We start from the raw sequence: 23,140 nt of genomic DNA, 5'->3' as shown, positions 1-23,140 counted from the left end.
GGTCCCGATGCCCACGGGCCGCGCGTCGCGCACGCCGGAACGGGTCAGCCCGTACGGCACGACGCTGGTCGGCATCGCGCGGCGGCCGGCGGGACGTCCGGGACCTCGCCTGAGCAGGGACTTCTCGGCCCGGCCCACACCATCGGGCCGGGTAGGCGTCCCCTCTGCCCCGGTCTGGGTGGGCCGGTCCCGTCGATCGCCGTAATCTGCTCGTAAGCCGGACGGGGGAGCCCGACAGTACGGCCGAGCGGAAGGCCGGTCCGTCATCGAACGGAGCGTGCGACTGGGAGCGAGGACGCGGTGAAGGTCGTGGCGATCGCCAGCTACAAGGGCGGCGTGGGCAAGACCACGCTGACCGCCAACATCGGCGCGGCCATCGCCAGCCTGGGCCGGCGGGTCCTGCTGATCGACCTGGACCCGCAGGCGAACCTCACCCTCAACTTCTACCGCGCCGACACCTGGCACACGGAGCTCGCCGACCAGCGCAGGACGGTCAAGGCCTGGTTCGAGTCGTGGCGGCCGGAGGCCATCCCGCCGCCGCTGGCCGGGTACGTGACCACCCCGCCGGTCGTGGCCGCCGCCATCGCCGCCCGCGGCGGGACGCTGGACCTGCTCGCCTCGCACCTGGCGCTCGGCGACATCGAGATGGACCTCGTCGCCCGGCTCGGCGGCGCGCAGGCGCACCGGTCCACCCGCCACTACTTCGACGTCTACCAGCGGCTGGCGACCGGCCTGGCCTCCTTCTCGCCGAACGACTACGACCTCGTCCTGATCGACTGCCCGTCGAACTTCGGGGTGATCACCCGGGCCGCGGTCGCCGCCTGCGACCACCTGCTCGTCCCGTCCCGGCCCGACAACCAGTCGACGACGGGCATCGAGCACCTGATGGGCAAGCTGGGCCGGTTCGTCTGGGAGTACAACCGGGTGGCGGAGCTGCAGTTCGGAATCCGCCCGGCGGTGAAACGGCTCGAGCCGCGCCTGCTCGGCGTCGTACTCACCATGGTGCAGTACTACCGCGGCCGGCCGACGAGCTTCCTGCGCCCGCACATCGACCGGGCCGGCAGCCTCGGCATCCCGGTGTTCGAGTCGATGCTCCGCCTCAGCAACCGGAGCTTCGTCGGCACGGCCGGCGCCCAGCTGCCGGCCGTGCTCTCCCCGGACCTCTCTCCGGACCTGGCCCGGGACATGCTCGCCCTGGTCGAGGAGTTCCTGCGGCGCATCAGGCCGGCCGGCGCCGCGACCACCCGCTCCGTTGATCCCTCAGTGCTCGTCGACCCGGCCTGGATGTCGTGACGCCGTCCGCGCTCAGCGCGTCGGTCGGCGGCGTGCCGGAGCAGCCAGGGCCGGGCTGACCCATCCGTCGTCGGCGGGGTTGATGGTCGTACCGGGAGGCACGATCTCGTCGATGCGGTCCAGGACGTCGTCGGAGAGCTCGATGTCGGCGGCGGTCAGCTGGGACTCCAGATGGTCCATCGTTCGCGGGCCGATGATCGCCGCGGTCACCGCGGGATGGCGCAGGACGAAGGCGATCGCCAGCTCGATGAGGCTGATCCCCGCCTCGGCGGCCACCTTGGCGAGTTGCTCGGCGGCGTCCAGCTTGCGCCGGTTGGCCGGCAGCGCCAGATCGAAGCGGTCGCTGAGCCGCCGCCGCGCCTCGGACGCCGGCGCCGCGGCGTCCGCGCCGGCGCTGTAGCGGCCCGAGAGCCAGCCCCCGGCGAGCGGGCTGTACGGGATCACACCCATCCCGTACCGGGCACAGGTCGGCAGGACGTCGACCTCGATCCGGCGGGTGAGGATCGAGTACGGCGGCTGCTCGCAGACGAAACGCTCCCGGCCGCGCTCCCGTGCCGTCCACTGGGCCTCGACGATCGCGGAGACCGGAAACGTCGAGTGGCCGACGTAGCGGACCTTCCCGGCCCGGACCAGGTCGGTGAGCGCGCCGAGCGTCTCGTCGAGATCGGTGCCGGGGTCGTAGCGATGGATCTGGTACAGGTCGATCCAGTCGGTCCCGAGCCGCCGCAGCGAGTCCTCGACCTCGCGGATGATCCAGCGGCGCGAGTTGCCCCGCTGGTTGGGATCGTCGCCCATCGGCATGTGGACCTTGCTGGCGAGGATGACGTCCTCGCGCCGACCACCGGCCAGCGCCTTCCCGACGATGGTCTCCGACTCGCCCCGCGAGTAGACGTCCGCGGTGTCGATGAAGGTGATGCCGGCATCGAGCGCACGATGGATGATCCGGATGCTCTCGTCGTGATCCTCGGTTCCCCAACGCCCGAACATCATGGCTCCGAGGCACAGCTTGCTGACCGAGACACCGGTACGGCCGAGAGAACGATGCTCCATGTCTGTCCTGTCCGAACACCGGCACGAACGCCGTGCGTCGGTGTTCATGTCGTCGCTTCCACGGCTGCGTCACAGCGCAGGCTAGGCCGGTCGGCGCCCGGCAGGGAGGCCCTGGCAGTCCACCCCGCGAAGCCGGCACGGGACCGGACCGGGGCCGGACGCGGTTGCGGAACGTGACCGTCCGGCGTGGTCAGGCGGTGTACGAGGGCATCCCCTTCGATCACAACATCCGCCCTCCCGGGAGCAGCCGCAGTCGAGTGGAGGCTTGACAGCGATTTACGTTTTGCTATAGCAATATCTCGTGTTCGACTTAACGGGACGTGTGGTCCTGATCAGCGGGGGGAACGCCGGGATCGGTCTGGCCTTCGCCCGTGGCATCGCCCGGGCTGGCGGTGACGTCGTCATCTGGGGCCGCCGGGCGGAGAAGAACGCCGAGGCGGCCAGGGTGCTGTCCGGGTTCGGCCACCGGGTCCTGGCGCAGGAGGTCGACGTCAGCGACGAGGACCGCGTGGTGCGGGCGATGGCTGAGGCGGTCGAGGAGATGGGCCGGGTCGACGGCGTCATCGCCAACGCGGGGATGATGCGCAACGAGCGCAGCTTCCTCGACATGACCACCGAGGCGTGGCACAGCCTGCTGGCGGTGAACCAGCACGGCGCCTACCTCACCGTGCGCGAGGGCGCGCGGCACATGAAGGCCCGGTACGACGCCGGTGACGCCGGTGGGTCGCTGCTGTTCTGCGCCAGCCTCTCAGCGTTGACCGGCAGCCCCGGCATGCAGCACTACAACGCCTCCAAGGGCGCCATGGTCGCCATGTCGCGGGGCATCGCCGTCGAGGCGGGCCGCTACGGCGTCCGCTGCAACGTCGTGTGCCCCGGGCACACGACGAGCGAGACGGTCCGGATCCCGGCGGGCAGCCCGTTGTCCGACCGCATCCTCGCCTACAACCCCTCGGGCCGGATGGGTACCCCGGACGACTTCGAGGGCATCGGCGTCTACTTCATGAGCGACTGGTCGCGCTTCCACACGGGCGATCTCGCGGTCGTCGACGGCGGGTGGATGGCGAACGCCGGCAAGACCAACATCAGGGAGCTTCCCCAGTGGCCGTGAAAGTGCTCCGCGTCGAGGGGATGCGGGAGAACCGGCGCAGTCCCGAGGAGACGAACGCGCTGGAGTCGGCCGAACGGCGTCCGGTCGACATGAGCGTCGGCCGCGTCCTCGACGCCGCCAGAACCCAGACCGGCCTGGACGACTTCGGGCCCATGGACTTCACCGAACGGCTCGGCCGGCTGCTGGACGAGGTGGCGGCCGACGACAACGTGTGGCGGGCCCACAAGGCGATCTTCGTCGACCACTGCGTCAAGGCCGCGGTCAACCGCCTGCTCATCCAGGACTACTGGACGCGCCACCCCGATGCGCTCGACGTGCGGATCACGCGGCCGATCAACGTCGTCGCGCTGCCCCGCTCGGGCAGCACCCACCTGGAGAACCTGGTCGCCGCGGACCGCAGGCTCCGTCACCTTCCGGTCTACCTGGCGGCCCAGCCGGCGCCGCGGCCAGGCGAAACGCCTACGCCCGGTGCCCTGGACCCCCGGTGGCTCCGTTCAGAGGCGCGATGGCAGAACGTCAGCAAGAACGAGATCATGGCCGCGATGCACGAGCACTCGCCCGACCACGCGTGCGGCGAGAACGAGCTGCAGCTCCCCGACTTCGCCAGCTACCAGTGGGAGTGGCTGGCCCAGGTGCCCGGTTTCAGTGACCACTACCTGAGCCACGACCAGACACCGCACTACCGGTACATGCGCGACGTGCTGAAGACCATCGCGCACCAGTTCCCGGACGAGCGGCGCTGGATGGTCAAGTCGAACCAGCACAGCGAGCAGCTGGTCCCGCTGCTGGCCGTCTACCCGGACGTCACGGTCGTGATGATCCACCGGGATCCCGTGGCCACGTTGCAGTCCCTGCTCACCATGCGCGGCCTCGCGCTCAAGAACAGCCAGAAGCAGCCGGACATCGACGCGCACGTCGAGTACTGGGTGAACCGCATCGAGCAGATGCTGCGTAGATATATGCGCGACCGGGAGCTGGTACCGAACGGGCAGCTCGTCGAGCTGCAGTTCGCCGACATCATCGCCGACGACGTCCGGTCCGCGACGCACGTGCTCGAGCGGGCCGGCCTGCCGGTGACCGACGAGAGCGTCGCCGACATCCGCGCCTACATAGCCTCCCACCCGCGCGGAAAGCGCGGCCGAGTGGTCTACGACCTGGAAGGCGACTTCGGTCTCGCCGCGGACGAGCTGCGGGAACGGTTCGCCTTCTACACCGACGCCTTCGCCATCGCGGCCGAGGCGGGAAAGAGCGGCGCCCGGTGAAGCAGCCCCTGAACGCCCTCATCGTCAAGGAGGGGGAGGGCCAGCAGGACGCCGTCCCCGTCAACGACCACATCTTCACCTCGAAGGGCATCTCCAACAGCTACCTGGTCACCACCCCCGACGGCGACGTGCTGATCAACACCGGCATGTACACCGAGGCGGAGCAGATCAAGGCCCGCTTCGGCCGGGTGAGCTCCGGCCCGCTCCAAATGATCGTCTTCACCCAGGGCCACCCCGACCACGTGGGCGGCTGGTCCCAGATCACCGCGCCGGGCGTCGAGACGATCGCCCAGGCCAACCACGCGGACGTCCGCGAGTACTGGCGACGGCTGCAGCCGTTCTACTCCAGCCGCAGCACCCACCTGTGGAAGCGCGACGTCACGGGCGTCGACCGCACCTACCAGCCGCCCGAGGCCGTGGTCACCACCACCTTCCTGGACAACCACGCCTTCACCCTGGGCGGACGCCGCTTCGAGCTCTACTCGACTCCGGGCGGCGAGACGACGGACTCCCTGGTCGTGTGGCTCCCCGACGAGCGCACCGTGTTCACCGGCAACCTCACCGGGCCGCTGTTCGGGCACGTCCCCAACCTGTACACGATCCGCGGCGACAAGATCCGCGGCTCGTTGTCGTACATCCACTCCGTCGACCGGGTCATCGGGCTCGAACCCGAGGTCCTCATCACCGGGCACGGCGAGCCGGTGCGCGGGGCCGAGGAGATCCGCCGCCGCCTCACCCAGCTGCGCGACGCCACCGAGTACCTGCGCGACCGCACCATCGAGGGCATGAACGCGGGCGTCGACCTGTGGACCCTGATGGGCCAGATCACGCTGCCGCCCGAGCTGGCCATCCCGCAGGGGCACGGCAAGGTGCCCTGGATCGTCCGGGCGATCTGGGAGGAGCACACCGGCTGGTTCCGCTACGAGTCGACCACAGAGCTCTACGACGTGCCCGCCTCCGCCGTCTGGGCCGACCTGCTGGACATGGCCGGTGGGACCGGCCCGCTGGTCGACCGGGCCCGGGCCCACCTGGACGCCGGGCGGCCGGTCGAGGCACTGCACCTGATCGACATGGTGCTCTCCCGGGAACCGAAGGATCCCGAGGCCCTGCGGATCAGGCTCGGGGCCCACGAACTGCTGCTCGAGCGCAGCGGCCGGGAGAACTTCAGCGAGGTCCGCTGGCTCGAAGCCGAGATCCGTGACCTCCGGGAGATGCTGCCGTGACCCATCCCCGGCTCTCGGTCAGCGAGATGTGCACCTACCCGCAGCCCTTCGCCGACGAGCTCGCGCTGTGGGACGAGCTCGGCCTGCGCCACGTGGGTCTCGTCGTCGCCAAACCCGACGACTACGGACGCGCCGCCGCGGTCGAGGCGCTGCGGGCACGTTCCCTGACGGCCACCACCGTGATCACCGGCAACTTCGACCTCTCCGCCCCCGAAAGCTGGGACGCGACCCGCGAGCGGATCAACAGCGCCGTGGACCTCGCGGCCCAGGTGGGCGGCTGCACCTACTTCACCCCGGGACGGCGCGACGGCCGTTCGTTCGACGAGCTCGCGGCGGCGCTGGCACGGGCGGTCGAACCCTGCGCGTCCTACGCCGAGTCCCGCGGGGTCCGGCTGGCGATCGAGCCCTCGCTGCGCACCGACCAGTCCTTCGTCCACACCCTGCGCGACGGCATCGACGTCGCCGACCGCGCCGGGATCGGCCTGATCGCCGACATCGGGAACTGCTGGGCGGAACGCGACGTCGAGGACACCGTCCGCCGGGCCGGACCGCGCCTGGCGGCGGTCCAGATCTGCGACGCCGTCTACGGCACACCCTCGAAGCCCTCCCCCGGCGGCCGCGTCGTCCCCGGTGACGGAGACCTCGACCTCGCGTCGTTCGTCGAGGCCGCGATCGACGCCGGATACACCGGCGCCTTCGAACTCGAACTCGTCGGCCCCGCCATCGAGGCCGAAGGGCACATCAGCGCCACCCGGCGCGCGGTGGAACGCGCGAGCGGGCTGCTCGAGGAGGTCCTGACGTGAGCCGTGCCATCGTCTTCAACGGCGACGAGACCTGGGAGGAACGCGACCTCCCCGTCCCCGACCCCCAGCCCGGCGGCGCCGTCCTGCGCGTCGAGGCCACCGGCCTGTGCCACAGCGACATCGACCACTTCCGTGGCCACGTCCACACCTCCTGGGGCGGTGCCTTCCCCTCCATCGCCGGCCACGAGATCGTCGGCCGCGTCGAGAAGATCGATTCGGCCACGGCCGAGGCGTGGGGGGTGGCGGAAGGCGACCGGGTCGCCGTCCGTGAGCTCCTCGTCACGTCCGAGGGGTACCGGATCTACGGCCACGACTTCTCGGTGGACGAGGGCTCGGGCCTGTACGGCGGCTTCGCCGAACACCTCGAACTGCTGCCCGGTTCGCAGGTCTACCGCCTGCGCGAGGACCTCCCCGCCGACCAGCTCACGGTCTTCGAACCGCTGAGCTGCGCGGTCACCTGGGTGGCGCCGGTCAGGAAGGACGACGTCGTCGTCATCGAGGGGCCAGGCCACATGGGGATGGCGACCATCGTCGCCGCCCGTGCGGCCGGAGCCTCGACCATCATCGTCACCGGCACGGCCAGGGACCGCTTCCGCCTCGGCTGGGCACTGCGCGTCGGCGCCGACCACACCGTCGACGTCGAGTCCGAGGACCCCCTCGAACGGGTCCGCGAGCTCACCGAAGGCCGCATGGCCGACGTCGTCATCGACGCCGCCGCCGGCAATCCGGTCACCGTCAACCTCGCCATGGACCTCGTCCGCAAGGGTGGGCACGTCGTCATCGCCGGGATGAAGGACCGCCCCCTCGAAGGCTTCCACAGCGACTGGATCCCCACCCGACGGATCACCCTGCACCCCGGCGCGGGCCTCGACACCGAGGCGGCCGTCGACCTCATCAACGCGGGCAAGGTACCGACCGGTGAGCTGCTCGGCGACACCTTCCCCCTCGAACATTTCGAGGATGCCTTCGCGCTCCTGACCCGCAGGACACCCGGCCGAGACTCGATCCGGATCGCCCTGCGCCTCACCTAGTCTCCCGCTGCGGTATCCGGGTGCGTCCCTTGATGGAAAGAAGTCCATTCATGAGAACTCCACTGATGTCGAGGATGACGCATCTGCAGCGGCTGGAGGCGGAGAGCATCCAGATCTTCCGGGAGGCGGTGTCCGAGAGCGAGCGGCCGGTGATGCTGTACTCGGTCGGCAAGGACAGCTCGGTGATGCTGCACCTGGCGATGAAGGCGTTCTACCCGTCGAAGCCGCCGTTCTCCCTGCTGCACGTGGACACGACCTGGAAGTTCCGGGAGATGTACGAGTTCCGCGACAGTGTCGTCGACCAGCTCGGCGTCGAGCTGCTGGTGCATCAGAACCCGGAGTGCGTCGAGCGGGGGATCAATCCGTTCGACCACGGTTCGGCGACGCATACCGACCTGTGGAAGACCGAGGGTCTCAAGCAGGCGCTGGACAGGTACGGCTTCGACCTGGCGTTCGGGGGTGCGCGCCGCGACGAGGAGAAGTCCCGGGCGAAGGAGCGGGTGTTCTCCATCCGGTCCGCCCAGCACCGGTGGGATCCCAAGGCACAGCGGCCGGAGCTGTGGCGTCTCTACAACGCGCGCACGCAGCCCGGGCAGAGCGTCCGCGTGTTCCCGCTGTCCAACTGGACCGAACTGGACGTGTGGCAGTACATCCACCGCGAGCGGATCCCGATCGTTCCCCTCTACTTCGCCGCGCACCGCCCCGTCGTCGAACGGGACGGCGCTCTGATCATGGTGGACGACGACCGCATGCCGCTGCGTCCCGGCGAGGTGCCGGTCCGACGCAGCGTCCGTTTCCGCACGCTGGGGTGCTACCCGCTGACCGGGGCGGTGGAGAGCACCGCCGGCACTCTCCCGCAGATCATCCAGGAGATGTTGCTGACGACGAGCTCGGAACGCCAGGGCCGGGTGATCGACCATGACTCGTCCGGGTCGATGGAGAAGAAGAAGCAGGAGGGGTACTTCTGATGGCGCACGCGACCAACGACCTCGTCGCGGACGACATCGAGGCCTACCTGTCGGCGCACGAGCACAAGTCGATGCTGCGGTTCATCACCTGCGGCAGTGTCGACGACGGGAAGTCCACGCTGATCGGGCGGCTGCTCTACGACTCGAAGCTGGTGTTCTCGGACCACCTCGCCGCGCTGGAGACCGACTCGAAGAAGATCGGCACGCAGGGCGACGGCCTGGATTTCGCGCTGCTGGTGGACGGGTTGGCCGCCGAGCGGGAACAGGGCATCACGATCGACGTGGCGTACCGGTTCTTCTCCACCGAGCGGCGGAAGTTCATCGTCGCGGACACCCCCGGGCACGAGCAGTACACCCGGAACATGGTGACCGGGGCGTCCACCGCGGATCTGGCGGTGATTCTCGTCGACGCCCGCAAGGGTGTGCTCACCCAGACCCGGCGACACAGCTACCTCGTCTCCTTACTCGGGATCCGCAACATAGTCCTGGCGATCAACAAGCTGGACCTCGTCGACTACTCCCGGGACGTGTTCGCCGGCATCGAGGCGGACTACCGGGCGTTCGCGGCCGAGATCGGACTGAGCGACATCGTCGCGATCCCGTTGTCCGCGCTGGCCGGGGACAACATCACCGCACTGTCGCCGAACACTCCCTGGTACACCGGCCCCACCCTCGTCGGTCACCTGGAGTCCGTCGAGATCGCCGACGACCTGCACACCGGCCCGTTCCGCCTGCCCGTGCAGTGGGTCAACCGGCCCAACCTGGACTTCCGTGGCTTCTCCGGGCAGATCGCCGGCGGTGCCGTGCGCCCCGGAGACCGCGTTCGAGTGCTGCCGTCCGGTCAGGAAAGCACCGTCGCGCGGATCGTCACCGCCGACGGCGACCTCGACGAGGCGGCCGCGGGCCAGTCGGTCACTCTCACGCTCACGGACGAGATCGACGTCAGCCGCGGCGACGTCCTCGCCGCGGCCTCGGATCCGCCCGCAGTCGCGGACCAGTTCGAATGCCACCTCGTCTGGATGGCCGAGGAACCCATGCTTCCCGGCCGTCCCTACCTGCTCAAGATCGGGAGCAGCACTGTCGGGGCGACGGTCACGCAGCCGAAGTACAAGGTCAATGTCAACACTCTCGAGCACACCGCCGCCCGCACCCTCGATCTCAACGAGATCGGCGTGTGCAACATCAGCCTCGACCGGCAGATCCCGTTCGACCCCTACACCGCCAACCGGGACCTGGGCGGGTTCATCCTCATCGACCGCTTCACCCAGGCCACCGTGGCCGCCGGGCTGCTGCACTTCGCGCTGCGTCGCGCCGACAACGTGCACTGGCAGGCGGTCGAGGTGGACAAGGACGCCCGCGCCCGGCTGAAAGGCCAGCGCCCGGCGGTCGTCTGGTTCACCGGCCTGTCCGGCGCCGGGAAGTCGACCATCGCGAACCTGGTCGAGAAACGGCTCCACGAGCAGGGCTACCACACCTATCTGCTGGACGGTGACAACGTCCGGCACGGCCTGAACAAGGATCTCGGGTTCACCGACGCCGGCCGGGTCGAGAACATCCGCCGCGTCGCGGAGGTGGCCCGGCTCATGGTCGACGCGGGCGTCATCGTGCTGGCCTCGTTCATCTCCCCGTTCCGCGCCGAACGTGCACTGGCCCGCGACCTGCTCGGCGCCGGCGAGTTCGTCGAGGTGCACGTGGACGCGCCCCTGGCGGTGGCCGAGGCCCGGGACCGCAAAGGGCTCTACGCCAAGGCCCGGCGCGGAGAACTGATCCACTTCACCGGCATCGACTCTCCGTACGAGCCCCCCGAGAACCCCGAACTGCGCCTCGACGCCAGCGGCGCCCACCCGGCCGCGGCCGCCGCCGACCTGGTCGTCGACCATCTGCGTCAGGCTGGTGTGCTCGCCCCGCCCGCGCCTCGCCCGACCCCGCCCGCCGGAGCATGAACAGCATGGACGATCACGCACTTGCCACGGCCCTCGCCGAGCAGGCGGGGTCCCTCCTCCTCGACATCCGCGGGCGGGGTGGGGCCGAGGGGGATCGCCAGTCCAACGAGCTGCTGCTGCGCCTGCTCGCGCAGGCACGTCCGGACGACGCCGTGCTGTCCGAGGAGAGCGCCGACGATCCCATCCGCCTCACCCGGGGCCGGGTCTGGATCATCGACCCGCTCGACGGGACCCGCGAGTACGGCGAGCCGCCACGGGACGACTGGGCCGTCCACGTCGCCCTCGCCGTCAACGGGACACCCACCGCGGGGGCGGTCGGACTGCCCGCCGCCGGCCTCGTGCTGCACACCGGCGAACCACCGGCCCTCGCCGCCCCGACTCCCGGCCCGGTCCGCCTCGCCGTCTCGCGCACCCGCCCACCCGCCTGCGTCGACCAGCTTGTCGCCCGCCTGGACGCGGCACTGGTCCCCATGGGTTCCGCCGGCGCCAAGGCCATGGCCGTCGTCCGCGGCGACGTCGACGTCTACGCCCACTCCGGCGGGCAGTACGAATGGGACTCCGCCGCCCCCGTCGCCGTCGCCCACGCCGCGGGCCTGCACACCTCCCGCCTCGACGGCAGCCCCCTGCGCTACAACGAGCCCAACCCCTACCTCCCCGACCTGCTCATCTGCCGTCCCGAGCTCACCGACACAGTCCTGCGAGCACTCCATGACGCCTGACCGGGGCCCCCGCGGCCTTTCCCCGTGGGCCGCCGGGAAAGGCTGCCGACACACGGGCGGCGGGGAGCCGGGATGACACACGCCGAGGGACGCACGTGCGGTGACGCAGCGGCCGGGCGTCGAGGTCGGACTGGCGCCGGCGGCCCGTCCGTGGCGATCGTGGGAGGAGGCGCCAGCGGCGCGCTGTGCGCGACGCACCTGCTGCGGGAGTCGACGAGGTCCGGAGCGCTGGTCCGCATCACGATCATCGATCGGGACGGCGGCTACGGGCCAGGGCTCGCCTACGGGACCACGTATCCCCGGCACCGCCTCAACGTGCCGGCCGGCCGCATGAGCGTCTTTCCCGACCAGCCGGAGCACTTTGTCGAATGGGCGCGGGGCGCCGGAGTCCCAGCGGACCCCGGTGCTTTCCTGGCACGCGGACTCTACGGGTCCTATCTGACCGAGGTCCTCGCCTCGGCCGAGCGCGACGCGCTGCCCGGCGCGACCGAGTGGGTGCCGGCCGAAGCCACCGAGGTCTCCGTCGCCCCGGACACCGCAGGGCTCCGGATCGGGCTGTCGGGCAGGGAGCCGATCGACGCCGACTGCGTGATCCTGGCGCTCGGCGTTCTTCCCAGGGAGCCTCCCGGCTGGGCGACGAAGCCCGGCTGCGCCGCGCGCTACGTGGCGGACCCGTTGCGCGGGGACGCTCTCGGACGCATCGAGGACGGGGACGACGTTCTCCTGCTGGGCACCGGGCTCACGATGGTGGATGTGGCTCTGCGGCTCACGGAGCGGCGGCCGAGGTTGACGATCCGGGCCGTCTCCCGGCATGGCCTGCTTCCCCACCGGCACCGGCCGGCGGATCCCGCAGCGGGTTCGGTGCCCGCGGTGAATTTCAGCCCGTCGTCCGGTGCGGGCCCTCGTGACCTGGTCCGCGCGATCCGCCGCGCCGCGGCGGTGGACCCCTGCCGGTGGCGCGAGGTCGTCGACAGCCTGCGAGCCCGGTCAGAGCAGGTGTGGAGCGGACTCGACCACGACTCCCGACGTGTTCTCCTCGCCCGGTTCGGGCGCTACTGGGACATCCACCGCCACCGCATGGCGCCCGAGGTCGCGGTCTGGATCGACGACCTGGTGCGGCGGCGGCAGCTGCGGCTCGGCCGGGGCAGCGTCGTCGAGGCGGCGGACGACGGCGACGCGCTGCTGGTCAGGCTCCTGCAGGACGGCCAGCTTCGTGAGCAGCGGTTCCACTGGATCGTCGACTGCTCGGGCCCGCCGGCCGACGTCTCGCGTTCCCCGGACAGGCTGACAGCCCAGCTCCTCACCTCGGGCTTCGCGAGAGTCGAACCGCTACGCCTCGGGCTGGAGACGGATCCGGGCGGGCGGCTGATCGCCCGTGACGGGAGACCCCACAGCAACGCCTTCACGCTGGGCCCCCCGCGCCGGGGCGGCCTGTTCGAGACGACGGCGATCCCGGAACTCAGAGAACAGGCCCAGTCACTGGCGGAGAAGATATCGGCGCTGCTTTACAGCGGAAGTCGGCGCCGTGGCGCAGGTGCGGAAACCGCGCAGTAGAAGACCCGAAAACGTTCCTGATATCAATCGCGAGGGAAAAGTTCATGATGTTCAGTAGGTCTCGATTAATCGTTACGGCCGTTGTGTGCGGTGCGGTTCTGGCTCTGGGGGCCTGTGGTGGTGCTGATCCCGCGTCGTCGACGGGCGGTGCCACCGGAGAGCCGGTCGCGGGTGGTCATGGCCGCATCCTGATGCTCAGCGACCCCCGTAGCCTGGACCCGGCGACGCTCGGCAACGCCTACGCGACCACCGGCGCCCTCGGCAACGCCCTGTACGGCACCTTGATGACGACCGACGACGCCGGTGAGATCCAGTACACGATGGCCGAGTCGTTCACCACCACCGACGGCGGCGCGACCTTCACCCTGAAACTGCGCCCCGGCCTGACGTTCTCCGACGGCACCCCGCTGGACGCCGAAGCGGTGAAGTTCGACTGGGACCGCCTCAAGGATCCCGCCACCCGCGCGACCAACCTGTCCGAAGCATCGATGATCTCCTCGACCGAGGTCGTCGACAGCACCACACTGAAGATCGCCATGGCGGCGCCCGCACCGAAGTACGCCCACTCGGTCATCACCTCCACCCTGAACTGGATCGCCTCACCCGCGGCTCTGCAAAAGGGCGCGCAGGCCTTCGACGCGGCCCCGGTCGGTGCCGGGCCGTTCACCCTGACGAGCTGGACCCGCCAGGCAGCCATCGAACTGGCCAGGAACCCCCGCTACTGGGACGCACCCAGGCCCTACCTCGACCGTCTCACCCTGCGCACCACCTCCGACACCAGCCAGCGCTTCAACACGGTGCTCACCGGTGGCGCGGACGTGGCCATCGAGTCGAACCCGGTCAACATCGAAAAGGCCACCGACGCCGGCCTGCCCACCACCGTCATGGCCCTCAGCGGTGGCACCTTCATCGCGCTGAACACCCGCCGGGCACCCTTCGACGACGTCCGCGCCCGCCAGGCCGTCGCCGCCGCCCTCGACATGGACGCGCTGAACCTCGCCGTCTACAACGGCAAGGGCGAACCCGTCGACACCCTGTTCAGCGACACCTCGCCGTTCCACTCGGACACACCACTGCGCACGACGGACAAGGCGACCGCCCAACGGCTCTTCGACGAACTCGCTGCCGAAGGAAAGCCGGTGACCTTCACCTACTCCAGCGCTCCCACCACCGAGAACAGGAACACAGCCGAGAACATTCAGGCCCAGCTCGGCGCTTTCAAAAACGTCAAAGTCAACGTAAAGGTCATCGAAGTGACCGAACTCGCCGCGCTACGCACGACCCACGACTTCGACGCCGCCACCTCGTCGGCGTTCTTCCAGGACCCCGAGCCACGGCTGTGGACGGCCTTCGCCGCCGGTTCGGCCGCGAACCTGTCCGGGATCAACGACCAGGAACTCAACGACGCCCTCCTCGCCGGCCGGACCGGTACGTCGGAACAGGAACGCGCAGCCGCCTACAAGACGGTGCAGCAGCGACTAACCGAGCTGTCCCCGGTGGTCTTCCTCACTCGAGCCGAACCCAGCGCCATCGCGGGAAAGAACGTGGGCGGCCTCATCCAGTACGGACTCGGATCTCTGCTGCCCGACCAGATCTGGATCCAGAAGTAGCGGTCGTTCCTGATCCGGGCGCCGACCCGACGACAGATGGGCTCCGACCCGTCGGAGATCACCCAGGGGGTACTTGTGGACACTCCGCCGATTTCCCCCGTTCCGCCGGGCGTCGGGGGAACGAGAGTCGGTTTCATCGGGCTGGGCAGCCAGGGCGGGCCGATGGCCCGGCGCATCGCGGACGAGGGCTACCCTCTGACGGTCTGGGCTCGCCGCGCGGCGTCCGTGGAGCCGTTCGCGGGGGTCGCCGCCGTAGCTTCCACGCCTGCGGAGGTCGGCGAGTCGAGTGACGTGGTCGGCATCTGTGTGGTCGCGGATGCCGACGTGGAGGACGTGCTGCTACGGGACGACGGTGTCCTGGCCGGTATGGCAGCCGGGGGAGTCGTCGTCATCCACTCCACGATCCGTCCGGAGACCTGCCAGCGCCTTGCCGCCGAGGCGGCGAAGCAGGAGATCTCGATCATCGACGCGCCGGTCAGCGGCGGAGGCGATGCGGCCGCGCAGCGCAGGCTGCTGGTCATGGTCGGTGGTGAGGACGACGCCGTCGCGCGGTGCCGCCCCGTCCTCGAGGCCTTCGCCCGGCCGGTGATTCATCTCGGTCCGCTCGGAAGCGGGCAGGTGGCGAAGCTGGTGAACAACTTCGTCTTCACCGCACAGGTGGGCCTTGCCCTCGAGACGTTCTCGTTCGCGCAGCGACTGGGCATGGATCGCGTCGCGGCGGCCCAGGTGTTGGCACACGGCAGCGGCGGTACCCGCGCCAGCGCGATCCTGGCCGCTTCCGGCTTCGACACCACGGGGCTGCGTCAGGCTGAGCCGCTGCTGCGCAAGGACGTCGGCATCGTTCTTGACGTCGCCCGGGCCGCCGGTGTTCCGGAACCGGCCGCTCTGGTCGAACTCGCCCGAAACACCTTGAGCGCTCTGGGAAACGGCCCGAAGGCCCAGGTATCCCCGAAGGCCTAGGTAACGACGCCCGTCGGCGAGGCTGGACCCTCTCCCCTCGCCGTCAGCGGCGTCCTGGGGGTCTGCCTTCCTGGCTCTGGGCGGGTGGGCGACCGCGTGCCTGACGGGTGGCGATGGTCGCGGCACTGGTGAGTCGTCGGCCGAGGTCCAGGACGGTGGTGACGGGGACTGGTTGGCCGGGGCCGGTGATGCTGAGTGAGAGCAGGACGCGTCCGATGGGGTCGAAGATCGGCGCTGCGATGGTCTTGAAGGTGATTTCGTCGGAGTCGGTCAGCGTGTCGAGGGAGAGCAGCATTTCGTCGGTCTGACTCATCGCCTTGGCGAGGTGCTGTTCGGCGTCGTCGTCGGTTGGTTCGTTGCGCACTCGGCTCATCGCCTTCATCACCGCGGGTGCGGAGATCGCGGGCAGGGGGACGCTGAAGCCTCGGGCGCGGGTCTCGGTGAGGACGTTGCGGTAGAAGTCGGCGAGCGCCGGGGGGAGGGCGGCGCGTTCGAGCCAGGTGCTGATGGCCGTGTCGTCGGCCCAGGCCATGAACACGGCGCCGATCGGTGCGAGTAGGGGCGAGCGGTCGCCGGGGTAGCCCAGGCTCGGGGTGGGTGGTTGCGGTCCGCGCCGTGCCAGGAAGATGACGTCTCTCCCCGCGATCGCGCTCACTCCCGTCTCGGTGCCGAGTTCGTCCGCGAGTATGTCGGCCTGCTCGATGGCGGCCCCGATCGCCGGGTGCTGTTCGAGGGCGGCGAAGCCGGTCACCGCGAGTGCCGGTCCCAGGACATAGGTGCGGTGGGCGGGGTCGCGTACCACGAACCCGCAGTCGGTCAGCACCGCGAGGGTGGCGTGCGCGGAGGCGATGTTCATCCCCAGGTGCCCGACCAGCTCGCTGATCGTGAAGCCGCGGGACGGGTGCGCGGTGAGGAACGAGACGATGTCCGCGGCGCGGGCGGAGGCGGGTGCGGCACGGGCCATGGAGCGACCGTAGCGGATCAGGCCCCTTGACAGCAATCTGCGTTTTGCTATAGCAATGTCTCTATGCGGCGACGGTGTCGCCTGTTCGTGAATCCCACCCCGTCGGCCGGATCGCAATGTTGTGTGATCTGACCGTATGTCACCAGCTCCAGACGGCTTCGAGCAGCCTGAGGAACCAGACCGGCGCCGTCCTGCTGTCGTTCATCGACCTGCTCTGCGAAAAGCATGAACTCCGGGGCTGTCAGTGGCGTGTGGAATGCGTGGGAGCGTATGCGATCTGTCGTGGCCCCGCAGATCCGATCAGATTTCTCGGCCTTCAACTGGACGACTGTGCGTGATCGGAGGGCTCATCCCGTGGGCAACACAGCCGCAGAGCAATGCTTCCGTGAGGTCATGACCGTCGAACCACCTGATGTGGCGACGCCCTTCGAGGTGGCGACCCGCGACTTCGTGTTCGGGGAGGTGTGGCGCCGGCCCGGTCTGAGCCGGCGCGACCGGCGGTGGGTCACCCTGACCTGTGTGGCCGCTGCCGACGCGCCCGAGCCGATCGACGCCCACGTCTACGCGGCGCTCAACAGCAGTGACATCGAGCTCGAGGCCATGCTGGAGTTCGTCCTCCATTTCGCCGTGTACTGCGGGTGGCCCAAGGCCTCTCATCTCGAGGGCGTGATAGTCCGGCAGTGGGCTCGCATCCAGCAGGAACAGGGCAGGTCAGCGGCCCCGTGGCCGTCGCTCGACAACGGCGGGCTCGGGCCCAACGACTGGGAACAGCGGCTGGAGCGAGGGGTCGAGGAGTTCATCGACGTGAATCTGACGCCGGCGCCGCGGCCCGAGACACCCTACCGTCACGCCGGAATCCTCAACTTCGTGTTCGGCCATGTCTGGCAGCGGCCGGGCCTCACCCGTCGCGAGCGCCGCATCATCACCGTCGCCTGCGTCGCCATCGACGACTCGCCCATGCCGTTGAAGACGCACGTCACCTCCGCCCTGCACTCCGGCGACATCACGAAGGTGGAGATGGACGAGATCGTTCTACAGTTCTCCGCCTACTACGGCTTCGCCAAGGGCGCGGCGCTGGGCGACACCGTGGAGGCGGCCGTGCTACCGGCGTAGACGAGGCGGCAGGGGTGCAGGCAAGGCTGTGGCGTCAGGCGGAGAACAACCTGGCGGGCCTCCCGACTACGGCGATGCCCTGACCTGGGTCGGGCATCGCCGAAGGCGTGGGGCCCGGCGTGACGCCTAGACGATGATCGGCAGCTCCTCGTAGCCGCGCACGGTGCTGGTGTGCAGGCGCACCGTGTTGTCGTGGTCGACGTCCCAGGTCGGGAATCGGCGCAGGGTCTCCTCCAGCGCGATGCGTCCCTCCATGCGGGCGAGGGAGGCACCGAGGCAGAAGTGGACGCCGCGGCCGAGGGAGAGGTGCCTGTCGAACGTGCGCCGGATGTCGTAGCGGTCCGGGTCGTCGTACTTGCGATCGTCGCGCCCGGCGGAACCGGTGAGCAGCAGGACCTTGGACCTGGCGGGGATCTCGGTGCCGTGTACCTCGACGTCGCGGGTGGTGACGCGGCCCTGGACGGGGGACGGCGCCTCGTAGCGCAGCGTCTCCTCGACGGCGCCGCCCAGCAGCGACGGGTCGGCGGCCAGGTCGGCCCGCTGGTCGGGGTGGGCGGCCAGCAGGACGCAGGCCCAGCCGAGCAGCCGGGCGACGGTCTCCGTGCCCGCCGAGACGAGCAGCGCGGTGAAGTCCGTGGCCTCGCTGAGGCTGAGCCGGCGGGTGCCGTCGTCGGTGGTGATCTCCGCCTGGGTGAGCGCGGTCATCATGTCGTCCCGAGGGTTCTTGACCCGCTCCTGGATCTGCCCGTTGAGGTAGCCGTGGAACTTGGCCGTGGCGGCCATGGCCGTCTCGTTGAACATGCCCTTCTCCGGGTCCAGGTAGAACGTCCCGTCGATCATCTTGCGGACGTCCTCCCGGTCGGCGGGGTCGACGCCGATGAGCTGGGAGATGACCAGCGAGGGGAGCTGGGCGGCGAAGTCCTGCACGAAGTCGAACCCGCCGCTGCCGACCTGGGGGTCGAGCAGCTCGGCGCACAGGTCGCGGATGACGCCCTCGAGACCGCCGACGCGGCGCGGGGTGAAGGCCCGGGAGACCAGGACGCGCAGGAGGGTGTGCGTGGGCGGGTCCATGAAGATGATCTGGCCGGTGTCCCATGGTTCCGGCTTCATGAGCTCGAGGACCGTGCCGTACTTGGAGCTGTAGGCCGCGGGATCGAGGTGGGCCGTGTCGACGTCGGTGAAGCGGGAGAGCGCGTAGAAGTCGAACTTCTCGTTGTGGTAGACCGGCGCCTCGTCGCGCATCCGCTTCCACAGCGGGTGCGGGTTGACGTCGATCTCCTTGTCGAACGGGTCCCAGTACAGATCGTCCGTCACAGGGTGGGTCCTTTCGTCGTCGGTCCCGGGACGCACTGGTCGCGCGCGGGAAAGATCCTCATCCGGACTCCCTGCTGATCAGGTGTGGTCGCAGGGCGACCGCCATGTCCGGGTCCAGGTCCTGTCCGTCGAGTAGCCGTCGGATCGAGGACGCGACCACCCGCGCTATCGCCGGCACGTCGAAGGTGGTGGTGGTGATCGCGGGCCGCAGCGCGGCGCCCAGCGGGTGGTCGCCGGAACCGACCACCGCGATGTCCCGGGGAACCTCCAGGCCGGCGGCACGCAGCTTGTCGATGAGCAGGATGGCGAACTGGTCGCTGTTGGCGTACACCGCGTCCGGCCGGTGCTCCGGGTCGCGCCATCGGTCCACCACGGTCGCGATGCTGTCCGGGGACAACTCGCAGTCCACCCGTTCGACCGGCACGTTCCCGGCTGTCGCGACCTGCAGGACCGCGTCGTAACGCCGCTCGGGCACCTCCGCCAGCGCCCCCCGGGGCACCAGGCAGGCCAGGCGCCGGCAGCCCCGGGTGAGCAGGTGACGTGTCGCGAGGCTGGCCACCGCGGCGGGATCGAGGGGCACGGTGGGCGCGTAGGTCACGCTCGGGACGCCGGTGAGCAGAATCGCCCGCACGCCCGCACGCCGCAGCAGCTCCACGGCGGTCCGGGTACCGCGGGACACGTTGACGTACACCGCGGCGGGCCGAAGCTCGGCCCATGCGTAGGCTCCGCTCATCCCGGTGGTGGTGCGGTCGCCGTGCATCAGCAGGACCAGGTCACGCTTCGCGAGCTCCCGGTCGAGGTTCTCGAGGAACCTGTCCTGGCCGGGGACGGTCGTTGACCGCGACATGGGCACCAGGACGATGTTGCTGCGCCCGGCGCGCAGCGCCCGCGCCGACGCGTTCGGGGCGTACTGAAGCTCCCGCGCCGCCGCCAGGACCCGCTGCCGGGTCTGCTCGCTGACCGGGTGGTCGGTGCCGTTGAGGACGTGGGAGACCGTCGCCCGCGACACACCGGCGCGCCGGGCCACATCCGCGCTGGTGGGCCGGGCCGGCTCCGGCGCCGCGGTCGGGCCCGGCAGCCCTTCGCCCCGCCGATCCTCGAGCGGCACAGCTCGACCACCCTTCCTCGTCCCGCGGTCCTGGCGGTCCGCGGGCGTGATCGATTTACACGTGTAACTGTGGCCGTACGTTACACGTGTCACCTCTCCGCCGCGGGCTATCGGCCGGGTGTTCCGGGGAGGGCGGCACGAACGCCTCCGTCGACGGGAACGTCGATCCCGTTGACGAAGCTCGCCGCGTCCGAGAGCAGGAACGCCGCCGCGGCGGCGACTTCCTCCGCGCGGCCCTCACGGCCCAGCGGGGTCAGCCGCACGAGCCTGTCGTTGGTCCCGCGCGCGGCCTCCTTGTGGCGTCTTCTCCGGGCTCTTCGTTGAGGTGGGGGACCGTGCGGCGGGAACCCTTCGGGGCCAGCCAGCGATACTTCGGCGGCGCGAATCGGAGGGCCCGCGTCGGGAGAAGGCATGACGCTTGTCTGGTCGGTCGTGCGGATGGCGGGCGCGTCATTCTCGGTGCGATTGCGCGGCGCCGAGGTGGGTGGGGCATCGGCCGAGCTGCCCGACATCCCGGGTGGGCCGATCGGCGACGGAGCGGGCCGGCTCATGCGGCTGGGGGTGCAGCGGCAGCGCCGGTCGCGGGATTGTGCCAGCCTCCTGGGCCGGCGGTCAGGACCGTGCCAGCGGGCACCGGACGGTCGAGGCGGTAATCGTGGCCGCACACCCCCTCCTTATGCGACTAGTGGTCGCTCATCAGTCGGTGAGTATGCGGGCGATGCTCGCATACTGTCAAGATGGAACGGGGTGGTCCTGTGACTTCTCTGTCGCCGTTCGTGGCGATGGGGCAGCCGAGCTGGCTCCGCGACGCCCGCCTGTGCCTGCGGTCAGCCGGCTGACCGCAGGCACAGGCGGTTGACGTCGCCCAGTCCCGGGTGCTTTGATCCCGTCCTCAACGGGTGAGGGGCGTCGGCCAAGCCGATCTCACTTCCTGACAGCGCTCGTCAGCCAGGGGATGTGGCTGGCGAACCAACCGTGCTCGTCCTCGAGGGGACGCCGCGCCGCGTGGCGCTCGCTGTTGCGCGGCTGCAATCGGGGTCCGGGGTCTGTCGGTCAGTAATGCTGTCGGATTTTCCTGTGTCGTGGTTCCGCTTCGCGGATCACGCTCTGAAAAGCTCGCCGCGACCGCGAGAAGGAATCACCCGCCGGCAGTCCTCTATTTTCTCATTCCACTTCCATGCCACCTTTGAACGCCGACGGAAGGTCCGACCATGCGTCGCAGGACACGATTACTGGCCACGGCTGTTACATGTTGCGCCGCCCTTCTGTTAGGGGCCTGTGGTGGAGGCGGCGATTCCACCAGCCCGTCCGCGGGTGCCTCCGGCAAGCCGGTGGCGGGCGGCCACGGGCGAATCCTGACACTGAGCGATCTGCGCAGCCTGGACCCGGGGACGATCGGCAACGCCTACGCGAGCACAGGTGTCGTGGGCAACGCCCTGTACGGAACGTTGATGACCAACGACGAGGCGGGCGAGATCCGCTACCAGATGGCCGAGTCCTTCACCACGACGGACAACGGCCGCACCTTCACCCTGAAGCTGCGGCCCGGGCTGGTCTTCTCCGACGGCACTCCGCTCAATGCCGAAGCGGTGAAGTTCAACTGGGATCGGGTCAAGGACCCGGCCACCGGCTCACCCCACCGCTCGGAGGCGTCGATGATCGCCTCGACCGAGGTGGTGGACGATGTCACGCTGACGGCCACGATGGTCACCCAGGTGCCCAAGTATGCCCAGTCCGTCGTCACCTCGTCACTGAACTGGATCGCCTCGCCCGCGGCCCTGCGGAAGGGCGCCGCGGCCTTCGACGCCACCCCGATCGGCGCCGGCCCGTTCACGCTGCAGAGCTGGACCAGGCAGGCCGAGATCAGGCTCGTCAAGAACCCCCGCTACTGGGACGCACCCAAGCCCTACCTCGACGGCATCACGATGCGCGCGGTGCTCGACTCCGACCAGCGTTACAACACCCTGATCAGTGACGGCGCCGATGTTGCCGTCGAGACGAACTGGATCAACCTGGCCAAGGCCGAGAAGGCGGGTCTGCCGACCGACCTCCTGCCGCTCAGCGGTGGCTACTTCATCGCCCTGAACACGCGCAGAGAGCCGTTCAACGATATTCGCGCCCGACAGGCCGTGGCCGCGGCGCTCGACATCGATGCGCTGAACCTCGCCGCCTACAACGGAACCGGCACACCCGTCGACACGCTGTTCAGCAAGGCCTCGCCCTTCTACTCGGACACGCCGCTGCGCAAGGCGGACAAGGCCACCGCCCAGCGACTGTTCGACGAGCTGGCCGCCGAGGGCAAGCCCGTGTCCTTCACGTTCTCCACCTATCCGTCCAGCGAGAACAGGGCGATCGCGGAGAACGTCCAGGCCCAGCTCGGCAGCTTCAAGAACGTCAAGGTCGAGGTCGCGACCGTCGACTACCGCATCGGCGCGATGCGCACGACCCACGACTTCGACGCGATCGTATCCGCCGCGGCCTTCCAGGACCCCGAGCCGCGGCTGTTGGCGAACTTCACCGGGAACTCGCCGGCGAACATGCCCGGCCTCGTGGACCCGGAGCTCGACAGGAATCTGTTGGCCGGCCGGACCGGGACGTCGTTGGAGCAACGTAAGGCGGCCTACGACGCGGCGCAGGCACGGTTGACCGAGGCGATGCCGGCTATCTTCCTCACCCGGTCGGCGCCTGCCGTCATCACGGGCAAGAACGTGGGCGGCATCGTGCAGTACGGTACGGGTTCCCTGCTACCCGAGGATCTGTGGATCGCGAAGTAGCCCAGGACCCCGGTTGCGGCGTCCAGGAAAACGCGGTGTTTCTCTGACCCGGCGTCATCTCGACGCGCCAGAACCGCCAGCGGATCGTCCGCGCATGCGTCCCACGTGACGATCAGGTGCCAGGCACAGGAATGTGGCTTTTCCCAGTTGGCCGGAATCTGTAGTCAGCTGATCACGCCGCCTGCGGCGGGGTGGTTGACGGTGTGTAGCCAGGTGGGGCGGGTCGCGCGGGAGGCGAAGTAGCGGGCGCGGAGCTGCTGGTTGGTGACGTTGCGCAGGCCGAACGCGGTCCGGTAGACGAGCTTGACGAGCCGGTTGACGCCCTCCGTGGCCGCGTTGGACA

Annotated in this window: 19 protein-coding genes and 1 pseudogene; 14 read left to right on the top strand and 6 right to left on the bottom strand. The window is 69.7% G+C overall.

Translation table 11 applies throughout. The annotated features are described in order from the left end of the window. Positions 1-300 precede the first annotated feature (300 nt). Positions 301-1,293 carry a ParA family protein gene (locus FMEAI12_RS24915; protein WP_020461750.1) on the top strand — a complete coding sequence of 331 codons (993 nt, stop codon included), beginning with the start codon at positions 301-303 and terminating at the stop codon, positions 1,291-1,293. 12 nt (positions 1,294-1,305) lie between these two features. Here FMEAI12_RS24915 and FMEAI12_RS24910 read toward each other — a convergent pair whose 3' ends face one another. Then, positions 1,306-2,343 carry an aldo/keto reductase gene (locus FMEAI12_RS24910; RefSeq protein ID WP_112108055.1) on the bottom strand — a complete coding sequence of 346 codons (1,038 nt, stop codon included), beginning with the start codon at positions 2,341-2,343 and terminating at the stop codon, positions 1,306-1,308. Between the two features lie 301 nt (positions 2,344-2,644). Between FMEAI12_RS24910 and FMEAI12_RS24905 the strand changes: the two genes are divergently transcribed. The 11 genes from FMEAI12_RS24905 (at position 2,645) to FMEAI12_RS24855 (ending at position 15,524) form a co-directional block, all read left to right on the top strand. After that, positions 2,645-3,451 (top strand): SDR family NAD(P)-dependent oxidoreductase, encoded by an 807-nt coding sequence (locus tag FMEAI12_RS24905; RefSeq protein ID WP_112108054.1) that lies wholly within the window; start codon positions 2,645-2,647, stop codon positions 3,449-3,451. Continuing rightward, positions 3,442-4,713, top strand: a complete 1,272-nt coding sequence (locus tag FMEAI12_RS24900) for a sulfotransferase (protein WP_112108053.1) — start codon at positions 3,442-3,444, stop codon at positions 4,711-4,713. Before FMEAI12_RS24905 ends, FMEAI12_RS24900 begins: the two co-directional genes overlap by 10 nt. Beyond that, a complete protein-coding gene (locus FMEAI12_RS24895) occupies positions 4,710-5,936 on the top strand; it encodes an MBL fold metallo-hydrolase (RefSeq protein ID WP_112108052.1) in 1,227 nt (408 codons plus the stop codon). Before FMEAI12_RS24900 ends, FMEAI12_RS24895 begins: the two co-directional genes overlap by 4 nt. Beyond that, positions 5,933-6,739, top strand: coding sequence for a sugar phosphate isomerase/epimerase (locus FMEAI12_RS24890; RefSeq protein WP_112108051.1), 807 nt, complete (start codon positions 5,933-5,935; stop codon positions 6,737-6,739). The genes FMEAI12_RS24895 and FMEAI12_RS24890 overlap by 4 nt, the downstream gene beginning before the upstream one ends. After that, positions 6,736-7,770, top strand: a complete 1,035-nt coding sequence (locus tag FMEAI12_RS24885) for a zinc-binding dehydrogenase (protein ID WP_112108050.1) — start codon at positions 6,736-6,738, stop codon at positions 7,768-7,770. The genes FMEAI12_RS24890 and FMEAI12_RS24885 overlap by 4 nt, the downstream gene beginning before the upstream one ends. Before the next feature lie 65 nt (positions 7,771-7,835). Continuing rightward, complete coding sequence (cysD, locus tag FMEAI12_RS24880; RefSeq protein WP_112108049.1) at positions 7,836-8,738, top strand: sulfate adenylyltransferase subunit CysD; 903 nt, start codon at positions 7,836-7,838, stop codon at positions 8,736-8,738. Continuing rightward, positions 8,738-10,681: a sulfate adenylyltransferase subunit CysN gene (gene cysN / locus FMEAI12_RS24875; protein WP_112108048.1), complete on the top strand. Its 1,944-nt coding sequence runs from the start codon at positions 8,738-8,740 to the stop codon at positions 10,679-10,681. The genes cysD and cysN overlap by 1 nt, the downstream gene beginning before the upstream one ends. 5 nt (positions 10,682-10,686) lie before the next feature. Beyond that, the gene (locus tag FMEAI12_RS24870) at positions 10,687-11,400 is read left to right on the top strand and encodes a 3'(2'),5'-bisphosphate nucleotidase CysQ (RefSeq protein WP_112108060.1); all 714 of its coding nucleotides are present in this window, start codon (positions 10,687-10,689) and stop codon (positions 11,398-11,400) included. A 150-nt stretch (positions 11,401-11,550) separates the two neighbouring features. Further along, positions 11,551-12,954 carry an FAD/NAD(P)-binding protein gene (locus FMEAI12_RS24865; protein WP_160144321.1) on the top strand — a complete coding sequence of 468 codons (1,404 nt, stop codon included), beginning with the start codon at positions 11,551-11,553 and terminating at the stop codon, positions 12,952-12,954. Positions 12,955-13,001: 47 nt separating this feature from the next. Then, positions 13,002-14,564, top strand: coding sequence for an ABC transporter substrate-binding protein (locus FMEAI12_RS24860; protein WP_165938803.1), 1,563 nt, complete (start codon positions 13,002-13,004; stop codon positions 14,562-14,564). Between the two features lie 36 nt (positions 14,565-14,600). Further along, on the top strand, positions 14,601-15,524 hold the full coding sequence (locus tag FMEAI12_RS24855) for an NAD(P)-dependent oxidoreductase (protein ID WP_235014447.1): 924 nt from the start codon (positions 14,601-14,603) through the stop codon (positions 15,522-15,524). Between the two features lie 43 nt (positions 15,525-15,567). On the opposite strand, the gene FMEAI12_RS24850 is transcribed toward FMEAI12_RS24855, so the two are convergent. Beyond that, positions 15,568-16,488 (bottom strand): IclR family transcriptional regulator, encoded by a 921-nt coding sequence (locus tag FMEAI12_RS24850; protein ID WP_112108045.1) that lies wholly within the window; start codon positions 16,486-16,488, stop codon positions 15,568-15,570. A gap of 393 nt (positions 16,489-16,881) precedes the next feature. Between FMEAI12_RS24850 and FMEAI12_RS24845 the strand changes: the two genes are divergently transcribed. After that, positions 16,882-17,601: a carboxymuconolactone decarboxylase family protein gene (locus FMEAI12_RS24845; RefSeq protein ID WP_368672106.1), complete on the top strand. Its 720-nt coding sequence runs from the start codon at positions 16,882-16,884 to the stop codon at positions 17,599-17,601. 126 nt (positions 17,602-17,727) lie between these two features. Here the strand turns inward: FMEAI12_RS24845 and FMEAI12_RS24840 are convergent, their stop codons facing one another. The 3 genes and pseudogenes from FMEAI12_RS24840 to FMEAI12_RS38615 form a co-directional block, all read right to left on the bottom strand. Continuing rightward, positions 17,728-18,915 carry a cytochrome P450 gene (locus FMEAI12_RS24840; RefSeq protein WP_112108043.1) on the bottom strand — a complete coding sequence of 396 codons (1,188 nt, stop codon included), beginning with the start codon at positions 18,913-18,915 and terminating at the stop codon, positions 17,728-17,730. Positions 18,916-18,973: 58 nt separating this feature from the next. Next, a complete protein-coding gene (locus FMEAI12_RS39535) occupies positions 18,974-20,023 on the bottom strand; it encodes a LacI family DNA-binding transcriptional regulator (protein WP_112108042.1) in 1,050 nt (349 codons plus the stop codon). Between the two features lie 107 nt (positions 20,024-20,130). After that, a pseudogene (locus tag FMEAI12_RS38615) lies at positions 20,131-20,316 on the bottom strand (SDR family oxidoreductase); the annotation flags it as partial. A 918-nt stretch (positions 20,317-21,234) separates the two neighbouring features. Between FMEAI12_RS38615 and FMEAI12_RS24825 the strand changes: the two are divergent. Next, on the top strand, positions 21,235-22,797 hold the full coding sequence (locus tag FMEAI12_RS24825; RefSeq protein WP_200835410.1) for an ABC transporter substrate-binding protein: 1,563 nt from the start codon (positions 21,235-21,237) through the stop codon (positions 22,795-22,797). 164 nt (positions 22,798-22,961) lie between these two features. On the opposite strand, the gene FMEAI12_RS24820 is transcribed toward FMEAI12_RS24825, so the two are convergent. After that, on the bottom strand, positions 22,962-23,140 hold a 179-nt coding region (locus FMEAI12_RS24820; protein WP_146776587.1), incomplete at its 5' end, for a transposase.

This window comes from Parafrankia sp. Ea1.12, from assembly GCF_900465275.1.
Classification (GTDB): Bacteria; Actinomycetota; Actinomycetes; order Frankiales; family Frankiaceae; genus Parafrankia; species Parafrankia soli.
Note: the sequence above shows the minus strand (reverse complement) of the source record. Positions and strands in the feature narration are given on the sequence as shown.

Coding starts and splice junctions, on each gene's coding strand:
- FMEAI12_RS24870 (WP_112108060.1), top strand. CDS start 10,687: ATGGACGATCACGCACTTGCCACGGCCCTCGCCGAGCAGGCGGGGTCC.
- FMEAI12_RS24860 (WP_165938803.1), top strand. CDS start 13,002: ATGTTCAGTAGGTCTCGATTAATCGTTACGGCCGTTGTGTGCGGTGCG.
- FMEAI12_RS24845 (WP_368672106.1), top strand. CDS start 16,882: ATGACCGTCGAACCACCTGATGTGGCGACGCCCTTCGAGGTGGCGACC.
- FMEAI12_RS24825 (WP_200835410.1), top strand. CDS start 21,235: ATGCGTCGCAGGACACGATTACTGGCCACGGCTGTTACATGTTGCGCC.
- FMEAI12_RS24910 (WP_112108055.1), bottom strand. CDS start 2,343: ATGGAGCATCGTTCTCTCGGCCGTACCGGTGTCTCGGTCAGCAAGCTG.
- FMEAI12_RS24850 (WP_112108045.1), bottom strand. CDS start 16,488: ATGGCCCGTGCCGCACCCGCCTCCGCCCGCGCCGCGGACATCGTCTCG.
- cysN (WP_112108048.1), top strand. CDS start 8,738: ATGGCGCACGCGACCAACGACCTCGTCGCGGACGACATCGAGGCCTAC.
- cysD (WP_112108049.1), top strand. CDS start 7,836: ATGTCGAGGATGACGCATCTGCAGCGGCTGGAGGCGGAGAGCATCCAG.
- FMEAI12_RS24855 (WP_235014447.1), top strand. CDS start 14,601: ATGGGCTCCGACCCGTCGGAGATCACCCAGGGGGTACTTGTGGACACT.